The organism is Candidatus Hakubella thermalkaliphila, assembly GCF_013281975.1.
Taxonomy (GTDB): domain Bacteria; phylum Actinomycetota; class Humimicrobiia; order Hakubellales; family Hakubellaceae; genus Hakubella; species Hakubella thermalkaliphila.
In genome coordinates this window covers 1-15,641 of record NZ_BLRZ01000038.1, presented here as the reverse complement: position 1 = coordinate 15,641, position 15,641 = coordinate 1, and the positions used below count along the sequence as shown (strand labels likewise).

Annotated in this window: 15 protein-coding genes and 1 pseudogene; 12 read left to right on the top strand and 4 right to left on the bottom strand. The window is 49.2% G+C overall.

Annotated features, from left to right (window positions below):
• The first annotated feature begins 4 nt into the window (after positions 1-4).
• A complete protein-coding gene (locus tag HW443_RS05120; RefSeq protein ID WP_258189833.1) occupies positions 5-1,522 on the top strand; it encodes a PLP-dependent cysteine synthase family protein in 1,518 nt (505 codons plus the stop codon).
• Positions 1,523-1,730: 208 nt separating this feature from the next.
• Here HW443_RS05120 and HW443_RS05115 read toward each other — a convergent pair whose 3' ends face one another.
• Positions 1,731-2,936, bottom strand: a complete 1,206-nt coding sequence (locus HW443_RS05115; RefSeq protein WP_176237956.1) for a thioredoxin domain-containing protein — start codon at positions 2,934-2,936, stop codon at positions 1,731-1,733.
• A 551-nt stretch (positions 2,937-3,487) separates the two neighbouring features.
• Between HW443_RS05115 and pstB the strand changes: the two genes are divergently transcribed.
• The 10 genes and pseudogenes from pstB to HW443_RS05065 all read left to right on the top strand — a co-directional run bounded on the left by pstB (position 3,488) and on the right by HW443_RS05065 (position 13,397).
• Positions 3,488-4,273, top strand: a complete 786-nt coding sequence (gene pstB, locus HW443_RS05110; protein WP_320411519.1) for a phosphate ABC transporter ATP-binding protein PstB — start codon at positions 3,488-3,490, stop codon at positions 4,271-4,273.
• A gap of 50 nt (positions 4,274-4,323) precedes the next feature.
• Positions 4,324-4,983 (top strand): phosphate signaling complex protein PhoU, encoded by a 660-nt coding sequence (gene phoU / locus HW443_RS05105; RefSeq protein ID WP_176232102.1) that lies wholly within the window; start codon positions 4,324-4,326, stop codon positions 4,981-4,983.
• 167 nt (positions 4,984-5,150) lie between these two features.
• Positions 5,151-6,383 carry a glycosyltransferase family 4 protein gene (locus tag HW443_RS05100; protein ID WP_176235637.1) on the top strand — a complete coding sequence of 411 codons (1,233 nt, stop codon included), beginning with the start codon at positions 5,151-5,153 and terminating at the stop codon, positions 6,381-6,383.
• Positions 6,384-6,407: 24 nt separating this feature from the next.
• The gene (locus HW443_RS05095) at positions 6,408-7,076 is read left to right on the top strand and encodes a YggS family pyridoxal phosphate-dependent enzyme (protein ID WP_258188953.1); all 669 of its coding nucleotides are present in this window, start codon (positions 6,408-6,410) and stop codon (positions 7,074-7,076) included.
• 26 nt (positions 7,077-7,102) lie between these two features.
• Entirely contained in the window at positions 7,103-7,555 is a 453-nt protein-coding gene (locus HW443_RS05090; protein ID WP_246273257.1) for a cell division protein SepF, read from the top strand.
• Between the two features lie 95 nt (positions 7,556-7,650).
• Positions 7,651-8,454: a pyrroline-5-carboxylate reductase gene (gene proC, locus HW443_RS05085; RefSeq protein ID WP_176235639.1), complete on the top strand. Its 804-nt coding sequence runs from the start codon at positions 7,651-7,653 to the stop codon at positions 8,452-8,454.
• Positions 8,451-8,747 (top strand): YggT family protein, encoded by a 297-nt coding sequence (locus HW443_RS05080; RefSeq protein ID WP_176231360.1) that lies wholly within the window; start codon positions 8,451-8,453, stop codon positions 8,745-8,747. Before proC ends, HW443_RS05080 begins: the two co-directional genes overlap by 4 nt.
• A gap of 25 nt (positions 8,748-8,772) precedes the next feature.
• Entirely contained in the window at positions 8,773-9,585 is an 813-nt protein-coding gene (locus HW443_RS05075) for a DivIVA domain-containing protein (protein ID WP_176225967.1), read from the top strand.
• A gap of 210 nt (positions 9,586-9,795) precedes the next feature.
• Positions 9,796-12,609: an isoleucine--tRNA ligase gene (gene ileS / locus HW443_RS05070; RefSeq protein ID WP_176231359.1), complete on the top strand. Its 2,814-nt coding sequence runs from the start codon at positions 9,796-9,798 to the stop codon at positions 12,607-12,609.
• Positions 12,610-12,836: 227 nt separating this feature from the next.
• A pseudogene (locus tag HW443_RS05065) lies at positions 12,837-13,397 on the top strand (IS607 family transposase).
• Positions 13,398-13,578: 181 nt separating this feature from the next.
• On the opposite strand, the gene HW443_RS05060 reads toward HW443_RS05065, so the two are convergent.
• The gene (locus HW443_RS05060; protein ID WP_176231358.1) at positions 13,579-13,860 is read right to left on the bottom strand and encodes a DUF6788 family protein; all 282 of its coding nucleotides are present in this window, start codon (positions 13,858-13,860) and stop codon (positions 13,579-13,581) included.
• Positions 13,861-14,012: 152 nt separating this feature from the next.
• Here HW443_RS05060 and HW443_RS05055 point away from each other — a divergent pair, with 152 nt between their 5' ends.
• The gene (locus HW443_RS05055) at positions 14,013-14,654 is read left to right on the top strand and encodes an IS1634 family transposase (protein WP_176231357.1); all 642 of its coding nucleotides are present in this window, start codon (positions 14,013-14,015) and stop codon (positions 14,652-14,654) included.
• Between the two features lie 263 nt (positions 14,655-14,917).
• Here HW443_RS05055 and HW443_RS13875 read toward each other — a convergent pair whose 3' ends face one another.
• Complete coding sequence (locus HW443_RS13875; protein ID WP_176232126.1) at positions 14,918-15,133, bottom strand: type II toxin-antitoxin system RelE/ParE family toxin; 216 nt, start codon at positions 15,131-15,133, stop codon at positions 14,918-14,920.
• A 77-nt stretch (positions 15,134-15,210) separates the two neighbouring features.
• A complete protein-coding gene (locus HW443_RS05045; RefSeq protein WP_176232125.1) occupies positions 15,211-15,396 on the bottom strand; it encodes a hypothetical protein in 186 nt (61 codons plus the stop codon).
• Positions 15,397-15,641: the final 245 nt, after the last annotated feature.

Below are 15,641 nucleotides of genomic sequence, written 5' to 3'. Positions count from 1 at the left end.
GCCCATGCACCGCGGCGCACCACGTCGCATGAAAATTGTGTTATTTTCAAGGGAGCATATTGTTGAACGTACTGCTAACATCGTAGGTTGTAGTGAGGAATTAAAGAAGGAGACGAATGCCACTATGAGTGTGGAGAAGACTTTGGTTATCGGCCCGACTTTTGAGGAGATGCTCCATCCTGAGAAGATTGAGCCGCAAGTTCGCCAGAAGGCTCTGCGGATGAGAGAGGAAGATCCCCTGGATCCCATCAATCTTTACAACATCACCTGGCGGGGACCGGACAATCAGATCTACTATGAGATCATCCCCCAGGAGTTGACCAATGTGGAAGCCAATATTGTGGTGATCTATGCCAAAGATTTCCCCACCGGCAGCCATAAGGTGGGCGCCAGCTACTCCATCCTGGTGGAGAAAGAGCTGGCCGGTGAGGTCAATCCCGGTATCCACGTCCTGGTCTGGCCCTCTACTGGTAACTACGGCATTGGTGGCGCCTGGGTGGGATGCCGCATGAAGTTTGATAGCGTGGTCATCTTACCGGAGGAGATGAGCAGAGAACGTTTCGAGCAGATTGAGCGTTACGGCGGTCGGGTAATTAAGACTCCCGGTGGGGAAGCTAACGTCAAGGAAATTTATGACAAGAGCAAGGAACTCAGAGCCAGCGATCCGCAGCGGGTTCGCATCCTTAACCAGTTTGAGGAGTTCGGTAACTATCGCTTTCACTATTATGTTACCGGCAATACCGTGGTGGAGTTGGCAGCAAAGCTGGCCAGGCAGGGCATAGGCAAGGGTAAGGTAGCCGCTTTTGTCTCGGCCATGGGCTCGGCGGGTACCATCGCTGCTGGTGATCGCCTAAAGCAAAAGTGGCCCGACCACAAGATTGTTGGTCTGGAGCCTATCCAGTGCCCCACCCTGTACTGGAACGGCTATGGTTCTCACGACATTCAGGGTATCGGCGATAAGCACGCCACCTGGATCCACAACGTGTGGAACATGGATGCCCTTATGTGCATCGATGACATCGAGTGCAAGAAAGGCCTGCAGTTCTTGGTAGAGCAACCCGGCCGGAAGATTCTGGTTGACCGCTATGGCCTGCCGGAAGGCAAGGTGGAGAAGATGTCTCAGATCTTTGGGATCAGTGGGGTGTGTAACCTTTTGGGAGCCATTAAGACGGCCAAATTCTATGGCTATGGCAGGGACGACGTTATTGTCACCGTCTGTACCGATGCTATCGATCGCTACTGGTCGGTAATGGAGCAAATGAGCAGGACCTATGGTAAGATGGATGAGACCGAGGCGGCGGCGCGCCTGGTGAGCATCTTCCATCATCAGAAGTTGGACTGGATCAAGGAAGGCACTCGCCAGACCCATAACCAGTGGCATAACCTCAAGTACTTCACCTGGGTCGAGCAGCAGGGGAAAAGCGTGGAGGAGCTGGACGCCCAGCGTGATCCCCAGTGGTGGCTGACCCAGCAAGTCAGGGTGGCCGACATCGACCGGTTGATAGAGAAAAGCCGAAAGTGAGCCAGTATTGTCCGAAAAAGTATCCCTGACGGGGCAGTCGAGGCAGAACAGAAGCGCCTAAAGCAGGTAGTCCAGCAAGGCTTAAGCCTCTAAGCCCTGATGGTTCTCTGGATAATCAGCACGGCGACGCAACTCAGTTAACTTCTGTGAGCAGTAGCAGTCCACCCCTTTTTCCTCAAGCTATCAATGGTGGACTTTGCGGCTGACATCAGTCTCCTCGCAATTGGGCGCTCAATGAAACGGAGTCAGTAACCGGCTTCTGGCAGGAATAGCGATGGCAGACATAAACAGTGGGCTGGTTGTTAATCATTCCCCTATTCTCAAGCAATTTGAGCTCTGATACTGAGGTTGGGTCAGCAGGGTCATATGCGGCGACTACTTTGTTGGGCAACCATGTAGTACGTAGAGTATGCAGAAGCGCTGATGTTGCCGGATTATCTATAGAACCAATGATGGCAATTTGCCTTGGCTCGGATAAGTAAAAGTCCAGGGCGCAGAGCCAGTTACTAAAGCCGAGGGGATGCTGCAACATAAGCTCCCGCACCGACCTCAGTGCCCGTGCCGCGATCTGCTCAAACTTATGGTTGTCAGTTAGCCTCCCCAGTTTAAGCAGCACCATGATAGCCATGGAGGCACCCGATGGTAGCGCACTATCAAATGTGCTTTGTGGACGGACAAACAGATTCTCGTGTCTCTCCCCTGTATCGTAGAAGGCCCCGGTAGCCTCATCCCAGAACTGCTCAACCATTATTCTGGCAAGCGTAATAGCCTGTCGCAGCCATTCTCCACCAAAGGTAGCCTCATGCAAGGTCAAAAGTCCATCGATGACCATCGCATAGTCATCAAGGTAGCCATCAAGCTCAGCTTTGCCGTCGGCGGTAACGCTAAAATAGTCAGCTACGATCTGGCCGTTCTCTTTTCCCACCACATCAAATATTTCATCGGGCGTCCACAGATAATACTTACCCTCCATGCCCTCACTATCGGCGTCCTGGGTACTAAAGAAACCTCCTCCAGGAGCAGTCATCTCCCTGAGTACGTAGTCGATGGTCTCCTCTGCAACGCAACGGAATAGCTGCTTATCAGTAACCAAGTAGGCGTGCAAGTAAACTCGGCTGAGCAGGGCATTGTCATACAGCATCTTCTCAAAATGCGGGACCAGCCAGTTATTGTCTGTTGCATATCGGTGAAAGCCGCCTCCAATCTGGTCGTAGATACCCCCTTTGGCCATCTTTTCCAGAGTAACTTCCACCATTTCCGAAGCCTTCTCATCTTGAGTACGATGGAAGTATCTTAAGAGAAACTCCAGCCCCAACGGCTGCGGGAATTTAGGGGCTAAGCTAAAGCCGCCGTTTTCCTCGTCGAAGTCCTTTTTGAGAGTCAAATAGGCTTGCTTGAGAATATCTAGAACCAATGGCTCTCTTGTGCCGTCGCCTCTAGTCTTCGAAGTCAGCACTGCAACTATTGAATGCAATATAGGCAACACCATTGCTGCCATTGTACTTCCTTAGTTCTTCCTTTGTGAAAACCTTCTTGTCAGAGTAAGCCATCTGTCACCAACCAAACGCCACATCGAGTAGCATCATTACTGCCAAGCCAACTATCCCACCCATGGTGGCAAAAGCACCTGTATCACTGGATGGAGCCCTTGAAAAACGTTAACTATCATTTCTGGCCAAGCTATCCACCTTATATTTTAAGTGGGTATCCACTTGACGCAAGTATGCCCTAGATCTAGCATAGGGTTATGGGGGGAACGAAACCGGCTCAGCACAAGATGTAGTAGGGACTTGCACTAAGTGGATACCCACTAAATTATAATCGGTAGTACCCCAAGATGCAAGGGACGAGTTTCAGGCTGAGAAAAATGTGGTAAAATTGGTTAGAATAATTCGCACTTCTAAGAACAAAGATCTTCCAACTTGTAGGTTTGCTTTTTGGTGATTCTCGGGGAGGGAAGAGATCTTGTCCGCAGAGCTTGAGATCAAACTTTGCACCAAAAATCTCAACTTTTACTACGGCAACTTTAAAGCTCTTGAGAATATTAACTCAGAGATCTATAAGAATAGGATAACCGCCTTCATCGGCCCTTCTGGATGTGGAAAGTCAACCTATTTGCGGCTCCTCAACCGCATGAATGATCTAATCGATGGCACGCTTGTGGAAGGTCTGGTGGAGATAGATGGCCAGAATATCTACGATTCTAACATAGACGTTTCGGAACTGAGGCGAAGAGTGGGTATGGTCTTTCAAAAACCAAATCCTTTCCCTAAATCCATCTATGAGAACGTGGCCTATGGCCCCCGTGTTCATGGAGTGAAAAATAAGAACGAGCTGGATCACATCGTGGAAGAGAGCTTGAAAAGGGCAGCCCTGTGGAAAGAGGTAAAACATAAGCTCCACACCTCCGCTCTGGATCTTTCAGGGGGGCAGCAGCAGAGACTCTGTATTGCCAGGGTGCTGGCCGTAGACTCAGAGGTGCTCCTGATGGACGAGCCCTGTTCATCCCTGGATCCCTCTTCTACCATGAAGATCGAGGATCTGATGTTTGAGTTAAAATTAAGATATACCATTGTCATTGTTACCCATAATATGCAGCAAGCGGCCCGGGTTTCCGATTATACCGCCTTTTTCCTGGTAGAAGAGGTAGACCAGCCGGCAAGATTGATCGAGTTTGGTCCTACAGATGAGATTTTCACCAGGCCCAGGGACAAGAGGACTGAGAATTACATTACCGGAAGATTTGGCTAGTCCGGGGCGGACAAGCCATGGGGAAGCTTTTAGAATAGAGGTGAAAAAATATGAGAAAAAGTTTCCACGAAGAGTTAGGTGATCTGCGCAAGAACGTCCTGGTCATGGGCAGGGTAGTGGAAGAGAATGTGGCCCGGGCTGTTGAGTCTCTTCTTGATCGAAACTCCAGTCTGGCGGATCAGGTGATCGAGAGTGATAAGAAAATAGATAGGATGGATATGAAAATCGAGCAGGGCTGCATGGTCCTTCTGGCCAGACAACAGCCAGTAGCCGTAGATCTGCGGATGATCAATACTATCTTGAGAATGATAATTCACCTGGAAAGAATGGGTGATCTGGCAGCCAACATCGCCCAGATAGCCAAAGAGCCCACCTTTGACCACTACCCCAGTCGCATAATTGATCTCTTTCAGGAGATGGCCGGACTGGTCCAGGATTTGGTAGGACGATCTCTAAGAGCTTTCGCGGATGAAGATCGGAGACTTACTCTTAGCTTGAACGATCTGGACAAGCCCATTGATGAGCTCTACCACCAGTTGATCCGGGAATTTGGTCAACTCCATGGTGATGAGGAACTGATGAACTGGGCTACCACCATGGTGCTGGCCAGCCGCTATCTGGAAAGGATTGCCGATCATGCCGTGAGTATCGGAGAGAGGGTCGCCTATCTGGTCACTGGCAACTACGCTGATCTGCATATTGTTGACTAGAGGGGCAAAAAATGCCCTGATACCTCTGAGGAAGTAGAAAGGCTGGATCCAACCCAGCTCCCTATCTTGGAACGTCCAGATTGTTGTGGAGACCCCCGACGGACTTGGCTCTTTACTTTTGTAAACCCACTATATAGTATAATAAGAAAAAATTAGGGGAGGATGAAATGAAGATCGGTATGTTCACCGACACCTACTCTCCTCAAATAAATGGTGTCGTAACTTCCGTCATAAGTTTTGAAAACGAACTGATGAGGCAGGGCCATGAAGTCCATATTTTCGCTCCCCGATTTCCGGGCTACAAGGATGATGGGAACCATATCCACCGGTTCCCGTCTGTAGACATCTTCTTCATCGAGGGATATAGACTGGCCATTCCCACCCTTTGGGATATCATGGCCACCATAAGAAAGCTAAAATTGGACATCGTCCACTCTCACGATCCTTTCCCCCTGGGCCTGGTGGCCCTGCGGGTGTCCAGGGCGGAAAGTATTCCTCTGGTTCACACTTATCACACTCTATATGAAGAGTACCTGCATTACCTTCCTAGAATAATCCGAATAAGCAAAAAGAGAGTGGAGAGGATTTCCAGAATATACTGTGACCGATGTGACCTGGTCCTGAGCCCTTCTGAGAGGATACGGGAGCTTCTGATAGAATACGGAGTAAGTTCCAGGATCGAGGTTTTGCCCACGGGTGTGGATCTTCATGAGTTTCAGAGTTTGCTCCCCGGGGGAGAGGAAGAAGCGCTGCAGAAGAAGAATGAAGATACTAGACTGATCTATGTGGGCAGAGTGGCTAAAGAGAAGAACATAGAGTTTCTTTTTGATGTGATGGACAAAGTTCGCAGCAGAGTGCCTGGTGTAGTCCTCCGAGTGGTCGGTGGTGGTCCCGAGCTGCCTCATTTGAAAAGGGTTTGCCAGGAGAGAGGGCTGGCAGACATAGTCAGCTTTAGCGGCTTTGTCGACCGGAAAGGGGTAGTTAAAGAACTCAGGCAAAGTGATATCTTTGTCTTTTCTTCCTTAACCGAGACCCAGGGCCTGGCCATCCTGGAAGCCATGGCCACAGGCTTACCGGTAGTGGCTGTGGATGCCATGGGAGCTTCTCAACTTATTGAGCATGGCCGGGAGGGGTTCTTGACCGGGCTGGATGTAGACCAGTTTGTGGACCATGTTCTCAAGTTGATCCGAAATCCTTCTCTGAGACAAGAGATGGGCAGGCTGGCCAGAGATAAGGCTATGGCCAATTCCCTGACCCATGTTACCGGGAGGTTGTTGGATCTATACGGGGAGTGCATTGATGCTGCTGGAGACAGGCGCAAAAATGTTCCCAGAAGGATGGTCAGAGCCAGATCGTTGGCCGAAACTGGCAAAGGATTTTCTAAAATCATCTGGAGTTGATGAAGAATTTCTATGAGTGATGCTTTGAAGAAGAAGATAGAGAAAGTGAGAGAGCGGATTACCAGAGCCGCTCTCCGTTCTGGCAAAGATCCCTCTGAGATCATCCTGGTGGCTGTGGCCAAATACGCCAACGTGGAACTTCTGGAAAGAGCCGTAGAATTTGGTTTAACGGATGTGGGAGAGAACCGGGCCGATCAGTTAGTGGAAAAGCACAGGGTGCTGGGAGACCGGGTCAGGTGGCACTTTGTGGGTCACCTTCAGAGCAACAAGGTCAAAAAAGTCATCGGGATCGCCGAATATATCCATTCTCTGGACAGAATGTCCACGGCCTGGGAGATCAGTAAGAGAGCGGGAAAATTGGGCAGGACCCAAAAAGTCCTCATCGAGGTAAACGTGGCCCAGGAGGAAACCAAAATAGGAATCGCGCCAGGGGAACTTTATTCTTTTTGCCAGGAGATTGTCCAGGTTCCCCATCTGGACATATGTGGACTCATGACCCTGGCTCCTCTGGTGGAAGATCCAGAGGAAGTTAGAGGGGTGTTTAGGGACTTGCGCCAGATGAGAGATGATCTAGCTGCAAGAGGAATCTTTCCTAATTTCTCTCACCTCTCCATGGGGATGACTAACGATTTCGAAGTAGCCATAGAAGAGGGAGCAACAATGGTTAGAGTGGGCTCGGCTATTTTCTGTTAAAATTAGTTTGGCTAAGGAGAGAAAGATTGGCCAGTTTTTTTAGAAGAGTTCTTATCTATCTCGGATTGGCCGAAGATGAAACAGAAGAGGAACAGGAGAGGATATCTCCTCGCTCCAGTGACCATCCCCGAGTGAGAAGAATATTCTCAGAGGAGGGACCGCCTCCGCCTAGATCTTCCATCCAAACATTGAGATCTCCCCAGACCAAAGTCCATGTGGTGGAGCCTGGCAGCTTCAATGATGCCCAAATCATAGGCGATAAGTTCAAGGTCAGCATCCCGGTTATCCTGAATCTTCAGAAGGTGGAGCCTGAGACAGCTAAAAGGATTCTGGATTTTGCCAGTGGCCTTACCTATGGTTTAAACGGAGGAATCCAGAGAGTGGCAGAGAAGGTATTCCTGCTCACCCCCAGCAATGTAGAGGTCTCAGCGGAGGAGAAGATAAGGCTGCAGCAAAGAGGCTTGTTTAACCAGTTCTAAAGAAATTGAGCCCTGGAAGGCCGGGACAGGCAGGGAATCCTTTTGGAGATGCGGACAGAGGGGATAAGGTGATCGACCAGAGGAAGACATGCTTCATGGGATCGGGAAAGATGGGAGAGGCGCTTCTAAAGGGGACGCTGGCTGCTCATTTCTTGCATCCGAAACAGGTGGTCATGTGTGACATTTTGCCTCACAGGCTGGTAGAGATAGCTGATCGATATGGAGTATCTACTTCTCAAGATGCCAGGACCTCGGCCAGAGATTCTCAGGTGGTTATATTGTCCGTCAAGCCTCAAGATATAAGAGCTGTCCTGAAGACTATCAGGGAAGTTGTAGAAGAGGATCATCTTCTGATATCTATCGCGGCTGGAGTCAGCACAACGTTTGTAGAGGAAGAGTTGGGCAAGAAGGCCAGGGTAGTCAGAGTTATGCCTAATACACCAGCCATGTCTTTGGCCGGCATATCAGTAGTCAGCCCTGGCCGTTATGCGCATCCTGAAGATGCGGAGTATGTACTTGCTTTTATGTCCAGTGTGGGAGAGACTATGCTTTTGCCAGAGGAAAATCAGAATGCAGCCATGGCCATTCATGGGTGCGGTCCGGCTTACTTTTCTTTATTCATCGAATCTCTGGTTGATGCAGGCATAAGCATGGGACTGAGTAAGGAGGTCTCCAGCAAACTTGCTGTAGAGACCATGTTCGGATCAGCCAGGATGCTGAAGGAGACGGGGATGGAAGCCTCAGAGCTCCGCAGGATGGTGACTTCTCCGGCTGGTACTACGGTAGAGGCTCTCAAGGTTCTGGAGGAAAACAGGTTTCGATACGCGGTCATCAAAGCGGTAGAAAGGGCTGCCTTACGGGCTAGAGAGATCGGAGAAGAGTTGGAAGAGGAGCGATGAACTTTAGCATAGGAGGGGTCTTAGAGCTTCTTATTTTTGTGATCAATGTCTATAGTTTTGTAATTGTGGCCAGGGCTATCTTATCCTGGTTCAGCCCCGGTCATCGCAGTCTTTTGGGGAGTATTTATAGTTTTCTCTATGACCTTACCGAGCCTTTCTTGAGGATCTTCAGAAATCTGCTCTCTTCAGTAGCATCCTTGGGTGGTCTGGACTTATCTCCTCTCCTGGCTTTGATCTTTCTGATGATAATATCAAGACTGCTCAACTACATAGCTTATAACTATTTCCCCTAGAGGGAAAGAAAAGGAGGAAGGAAAAGTGACAGTATCCCGAACTGAAATACAGCGGAAGGAGTTCCATACCTCCCTGCGCGGTTATAACATGGAGGAGGTGGACCGGTTTCTGGACCAGGTGGCCAGAGAGTTGGATCGGCTCACCAAGGAGAACAAAGAGCTTCTGGCTAAAATCGAGCTTTTGGAGAGCAAGGTAGCTGAGAGCGAGGAAATGAAATCAGTTATTCAGGCTGCTCTGCTTTCCGCCCAGAAAGCTGCCGAAGACATCAGAAAGAGCGCCCAGTCCGAAGCCGAGAACATTCTCCAGGCAGCCAGAGAAATGGCTGATACAGAGATAAAAGATCTCGACAGAGAAAAAAAGGTGGTGCAGAAGGAGATAGAAAAGCTCGGAGATGTTCAGGGACAAATTAGGAAAAGGATCAGAAGTTTCCTGCAATCTCTTTTGAGCTCCCTGGATGCGGTGGATATTATGGAGGGCATTGTCTTTCCAGAAGTGCTGGAGGAGATCCCTGTTGGCTCGGTTGCTGAGAAGGGTTCTGAATCTGCTGACCAGCAGCGCTCTGTCTCCGCAGAGGAGCCCTCTTTGGAAACCGAGGAGGTCTCAGAAGATATCCAGGATAAAGGGGAGGTGTCTATAGAAGCCAGCGGGGTGGCAGAAGAGGTAGTGGCAGAGGAGGAACTGGCGGATCTTGAGCAAGTAAGCTCAGATTCGCTCCCGGAAGTGGAAGCCCCTTTCTTACGAAAAGGCGGCAGAAAAAAGAGCTATCCGAAGATCGCCGATGAGGAGCTGGTAGAGAAATTTTTCGCTGTCGAGCCCCCTTCGGAGAAAAAAACTTAGCTGTGGGTCGATGGTTATTCGATCTAGATCAATGATGCAAGTCCGCAAGAGATAAAGGCAACATCTCCTTCCTCAAGCAAGTTCTCAGGGTGCAATTCCCAAGGAATTGACTTCTCTTTCCCTCTTATGCTAGTTTTAATCGTCCCTTGGGGATGATCTTTTTGTTTTAAGGATAACTCTTTCCTATTCTAGACAGGGTTAGAGATAGTAATGGAATATAAAGACACTCTTAATTTGCCCCAAACCAGCTTTTCCATGAGGGCCAACCTGGCCACCAAAGAGCCTGAGATCCTCGACTTCTGGGATGAGATAGGGCTTTACCAAAAGACTTTGGCTCGAAATAAGGGACGAAAGAGTTTTATCTTGCATGATGGCCCACCTTACTCCAATGGGGATATCCACATGGGTCATGCCTTGAACAAAGTTCTCAAGGATATGATAGTCAAATACAAAAGCCTGCGCGGATATTACGCCCCCTATGTGCCCGGCTGGGACAATCACGGTCTTCCTATCGAGAACAAGGTGGTGGAAATGGTCAAAGAAGAGAACCTGGAGCTAGACCGCATGGAGCTCAGAAGGAGATGCCGGGATTATGCCTTCCATTTTGTGGATGTCCAGCGCCAGCAGTTCAAGAGACTAGGAGTGCGGGGCGACTGGGAAAATCCCTATCTTACTCTGAACAATGACTATGAGGCCATCATCGTTAAGGTCTTCTCCGAACTGGTGGCAGGGGGCTATGTCTACCGGGGGCTGAGACCCATTCATTGGTGTACCTCCTGTCAGACTGCCCTGGCTGAGGCAGAAATAGAGTACGAAATGAAGGTATCCCCCTCTATTTATGTCAAATTTCCGGTTAAAGAGGACCCCCAAGGAATATTTGGAGGTAAAAAGGGGTTCATCCTGATCTGGACCACCACTCCCTGGACCATTCCCGCCAATCTGGCCATCGTCGTTCATCCAGAGTATGACTATGTGATATTGAAGACTCGAGAGGAGGAGCTCTACCTTGTGGCTCAGGAGCTGGTAGAGCTGGTGGCTGCCGAGACCCATCTAGAAGACTACCAGATAGTGGCCCGATATAAGGGTGGGGATCTTAAGGATCTGATCTGTACTCATCCCTTCCTGGCCCGTCCATCGCCAGTGCTGCTGGGCGACTATGTGACCTTAGATCAGGGAACCGGATGTGTTCATACAGCTCCTGGTCATGGCCGGGAAGATTTCCTTACCGGGCAACAGTACGGTCTGGAGATCCTATGTCCAGTGGATGAAAGAGGTATTTTTGATGACCGGGCTGGCCAATTCAGGGGGATGTATGTGGAGGATGCCAATCCTCTGGTAGTGGAAGCTATTGCCCAAAATGGTCTGTTATTAAAGGTAGGCCAGGTGGAACATCAATATCCCCACTGCTGGCGCTGCCATAATCCAGTCATCTTCAGGACTACTGTTCAGTGGTTTATGTCTGTGGATCACCAGGGCCTGCGCCAGAAAGCCCTGAAGGAGATAGACCAGGTAGAGTGGATCCCCCGGTGGGGACGAAACAGGATCTACGCCATGGTGGCCGAGAGGCCTGACTGGTGTCTTTCCCGGCAAAGATTTTGGGGGGTAGGAATACCTATTTTCTACTGTCAGAAGTGCGGAGAGCCTATCCTGGATAAAAGAGCCATAGAGTGTGTTTACGAGTTGGTCAGGAAAGAGGGCTCCGATGCCTGGTTTACTAAAAACCCCGAAGAGATATTGCCATCTGATTTCAACTGTTCCTCCTGTGGGGGTAATAGTTTTCGAAAGGAGAATGATATCCTGGACGTGTGGTTTGACTCTGGTTCCAGCCATCGGGCGGTTCTGGAAACCAGACCGGAGCTTTCCTGGCCAGCCGATATGTATCTGGAAGGCTCTGATCAGCACCGAGGGTGGTTTAACTCTTCCCTGATGGTCTCCATGGCCACTCGGGACCGGGCACCTTACCGAAGTGTTCTCACCCATGGGTTTATGGTGGACGACAAGGGACGAAAAATGGCCAAATCTCTGGGCAACGTCATCAGCCCTCTGGACGTGATGAGGGATTCGGGGGCCGACATTCTCAGGCTATGGGTATCCTCTACTGATTACCGCGGGGATGTGGGTATCTCTCCCAGCATCCTCAAACAGGTTACAGACACCTATCGCCGCATCCGGAATACGGCTCGTTTTCTTCTGGGGAATCTCTATGACTTTGATCCCGATGTCCACGCTCTTCCCTACCAGGACTTATGGGAAGTCGATAGATGGGCCCTACAAAGGCTGAGGAGGTTGACCGAACAGGTTACCAGAGCTTACCAGGAGTATCAGTTTCATTTAGTCTACCACTACATCTCCAATTTTTGTGCTGTGGAGATGAGTGCCCGGTATCTAGACATCCTGAAAGACAGGCTATATACTTCGGCTCCTGATGCTCCGGGAAGAAGGAGCGCCCAAACCGTCCTCTTCAAGATTCTTACCTACCTGACTTCCTTGTTGTGCCCTGTTCTCTCCTTTACCTGTGAGGAGATTTGGCAGAGCACACCTGACTTCCAGGGCAAGGAGGAAAGCATTCATCTGAGACCCTGGCCCGATCCTTCAGAGATTCCGGTTGAAGAAGAGGTAGAGAGAAAATTCGACGAGATTATGACCGCAAGAGATGAAGTTTTCAAAAGGCTTGAGGTTCTGAGGGGACAGAAAACTATCGGAGACTCTCTGCGGGCCAGGGTTAGACTTTTTACAGATGATGAAAACCTCTACTCCCATCTGATGGAGAACCGAAAATCTCTGGAGGAGCTATACATGGTCTCCGAGATAGAGGTGGAGAGAGAACTTAGCGGTCGTGAGCCCACCATATCTCTCCGTATGGGGAGGATGGCTCTGGAGGTAGAGCCTGCTGCCGGTAAGAAGTGTGAGAGATGCTGGAAGTACCTGCCGTCCGTTGGCTCCAACATCAAACACCCTCAGGTCTGCGCAGGATGTCTGGAGATCCTTGAGTTACTGGGAATTGAGGTATTAACTAAACTTTAACAAAAATATAGAAAAGTCTTAACATTTAGTGAAACAAAGTCTATAATATAAATATGAAGTTATCTGATTATGCAAAATTAAAGGGTGTTTGGAGGCTGTCTAAAAACTCCAATTTCAAAAACTCATCTCCCACTTCGCCCCTAAAAAGGAGCTAATTTCGCATAAAACTTCCCACATTGACCTCAAAATCAGATCTCATGTAGGAGTAATTCCCCACCTTGGGCAAAATGCCCTTGGTTTTTGGACACCCTCTTTGCTATAAAACAGCGTGGAGACACTGGAAGCTAGGTCTTATCAAATGCGAGCAGTTACCAACCGGTACGGTAATTGTTCTTCCGCAGTCAGATAGACCTGATAAAGCGATCGTTTAGGCCAGGGTAAGCTCAAGTGAAAATAGAGATAATCTTGAGTCTCAAGCAAAAAGAGTTACTGATTATTGCCTTGCCCGAGGTTATAAGATAGCCGATGTTGTCAAAGAAGTCGGATCAGGAGTAAATGATAATAGAAAGCTACTTGAAAAAGTTTTAAGACGGAAAGATTATTCTAAAATAGTGGTGGAGCATAAAGACAGATTAGCCAGGTTTGGATTTAACTATCTTAAAGTTTTATTTGAAGAATCAGGAATGGAAATTGAAGTGATTAATGAATCACCAAATAATAAAGATGACTTAAGGCAAGATTTTGTTTCAATAATTACTTCATTTTGTGCCAGGCTTTACGGATTGAGAAGAAGTAGAAGAAAAACGGAACAGTTGTTAAAGGAACTGCAGATTGAAAAGAAGTCTTAAATTTAGCCTTAAGGAAGGAAATGCTGATAAGATTCTGGCCTTAGAAAAGCTAGATGCTGAATATATTAACTTACATTTCCCACCCTTACATGCAGCTTTTCGTTATTTTTTCCTGACCCGCGGAATCAACTCCGGCATAAGTGGTTACGTGTTAGTTTGCGCATAGCTTTCAGGCCGGAGTTTACCGAGTGCGCCCTTGCTTCTTTCCCGTGCTATTCCTCTTCGACTTGCCTCCATCGCGCCTGAGCTTCGCCGACTCGATTTCCAACTCAACCCATTTTCTGGTGAGTTCCCGGAATCTCCGGTAGTTCTCAAGCTCCTGCATGACTTCAGGGACATCCTCGGGTCTGACATACTTCGTGTGGCCTTTGCCCCCATGGCGGTAGCTCAGCTGGTGGTACTCACCCCCACGTGACCGCTTCTGCTTCGACAGGGAACCCGGGTGTATCCAGCCAAGCTCCATCAGATCCCTCTTAACACAAGCGATTTTTGCTTCGATTTCGTCTTGACATTTACTCATGGTTGTATTATAATAGAGATACAACAGACTGTCAACTGCTACTTTAATAAGAGAGGATGTGGTGAATGAGCGATATCAAAGCAATGCTGAAGTAGATGAACATCAGTCAGGCAGAACACCTGCCCATCGTGGCGGAGTTCTGCAGAAGGATCGGGCTTGCAGACGCGGTCAACGCCGCTGTTCCGACGGAGATGACTGTTAATGTGGGCACCGTGGTCCAGCTCATGGTGCTGGACACTCTTTCGGGAAGGAGCCCTCTCTATCGGCTGGAGAGGTTTGCGGAGTCCGTGGATACTGGTCTGCTTCTGGATAGGGAGATCCCTGCGGGAGCGTTCAACGACACTACGTTGGGTCGTGCGATGGACGCCATCTACGATGGAGGTACAGAACAGCTCGTCTCCCAGATCGCGTTCAGCGCGACGAGGGCATTCCCTGAGGACATGGATATGCGGCATGTACACTTTGACACGACCTCGGTGAGCGTATGGGGGGGTTACCCTATGTGCAACGAGGAGGAGAGCCAGCTACAGGTGACCAACGGCTACAGCAAGGACCACAGGCCTGACCTGAAGCAGTTCCTGGTGAAGATGCTCTGCATCCATCGCAACATCCCGATAGTGGGAGGACGCGAGAACGGGAACGTATCGGACAAGACTATCAACAACGCAGTGCTGACGAATCTGTCGGAGTATATGGCCAGGCACGGCCTTGCCGAGGGAGCATTCGTCTACAGTTGAAAGGAAAGATGCTCCCTGATCCCCGAATGGGCTTTGACGGGCGGGGTGGGCAGTAAGGGTTCTGACTCTTTTCCCCCTAGAAAGCAGTTTCCGGGTTATGTATTTGCCTGTATAGCCGAAAGCTCCTGTTACTACGTTTAACTCGGGAGTTTCCATAGCGGTACCTCTCTGCTAATGACTTATCTCAGCAATGGCGCATGACCTTTTCCGCTGTTTGTGAAGCCCGAAGGGTTTAGGCTAACAAAGATACCCACAAACAGGTGTTAGCCGTAGTTGGGTGGCTCTTTGAGCAACCGCCGTCCATGTACTACAGACATAACAAGAATTCGGCCCGGTTTTTCTTCTACTCTGTAGAGGACTCGATAATTTCCAACCAAGACCTCACGATATGGTAGATGTGGAAACTCGGGCACTTGCCTGCCCAGAGATGGAAACTTAGCAAGATTTAGGACAGATTCTTGAATCCTTTCAACCTGTATTTGGGCCTATCGAGGTGAATCTGTGGCTATAAACTCATAGATTTCGCGTAAATCGTGGAGTGCCCGTTTCGCCCATTTTATTTGAACCACTTAGATGTCTCCTTGACAACTTCCTCATGGGAAACGAGTCTTCCTTCACGGACATCTTTCTCAGCAGCCTCAAGTTTTTGTCTAAGGTAAAGACGATATATCAATTCGTCAACTTCGATTTGCTCCGGAAGATCCTTAATCATATCAAGAACCTGTCGTTTTGCAATAATCATCGCAGAATCTCCTTTCTTTGCCGATGGTGAAGCCCGATTATGGGTAGCAACCGGGTATACGAACTTTTGGTTCGGGTATGCCGCAATCCCCTGACCTGGCACAAATGCTAGTTGATAATCGCTGGTATGTCAAGCTATGGCATAGATGCATACTTAGACAAGTGCACTAAGTGAAGCCCAGGTACCAAAGCTCTGCTCAAAACCGTCAAAGAGGAACTCAGATTTCGAAACTGCACCCTAAAGAG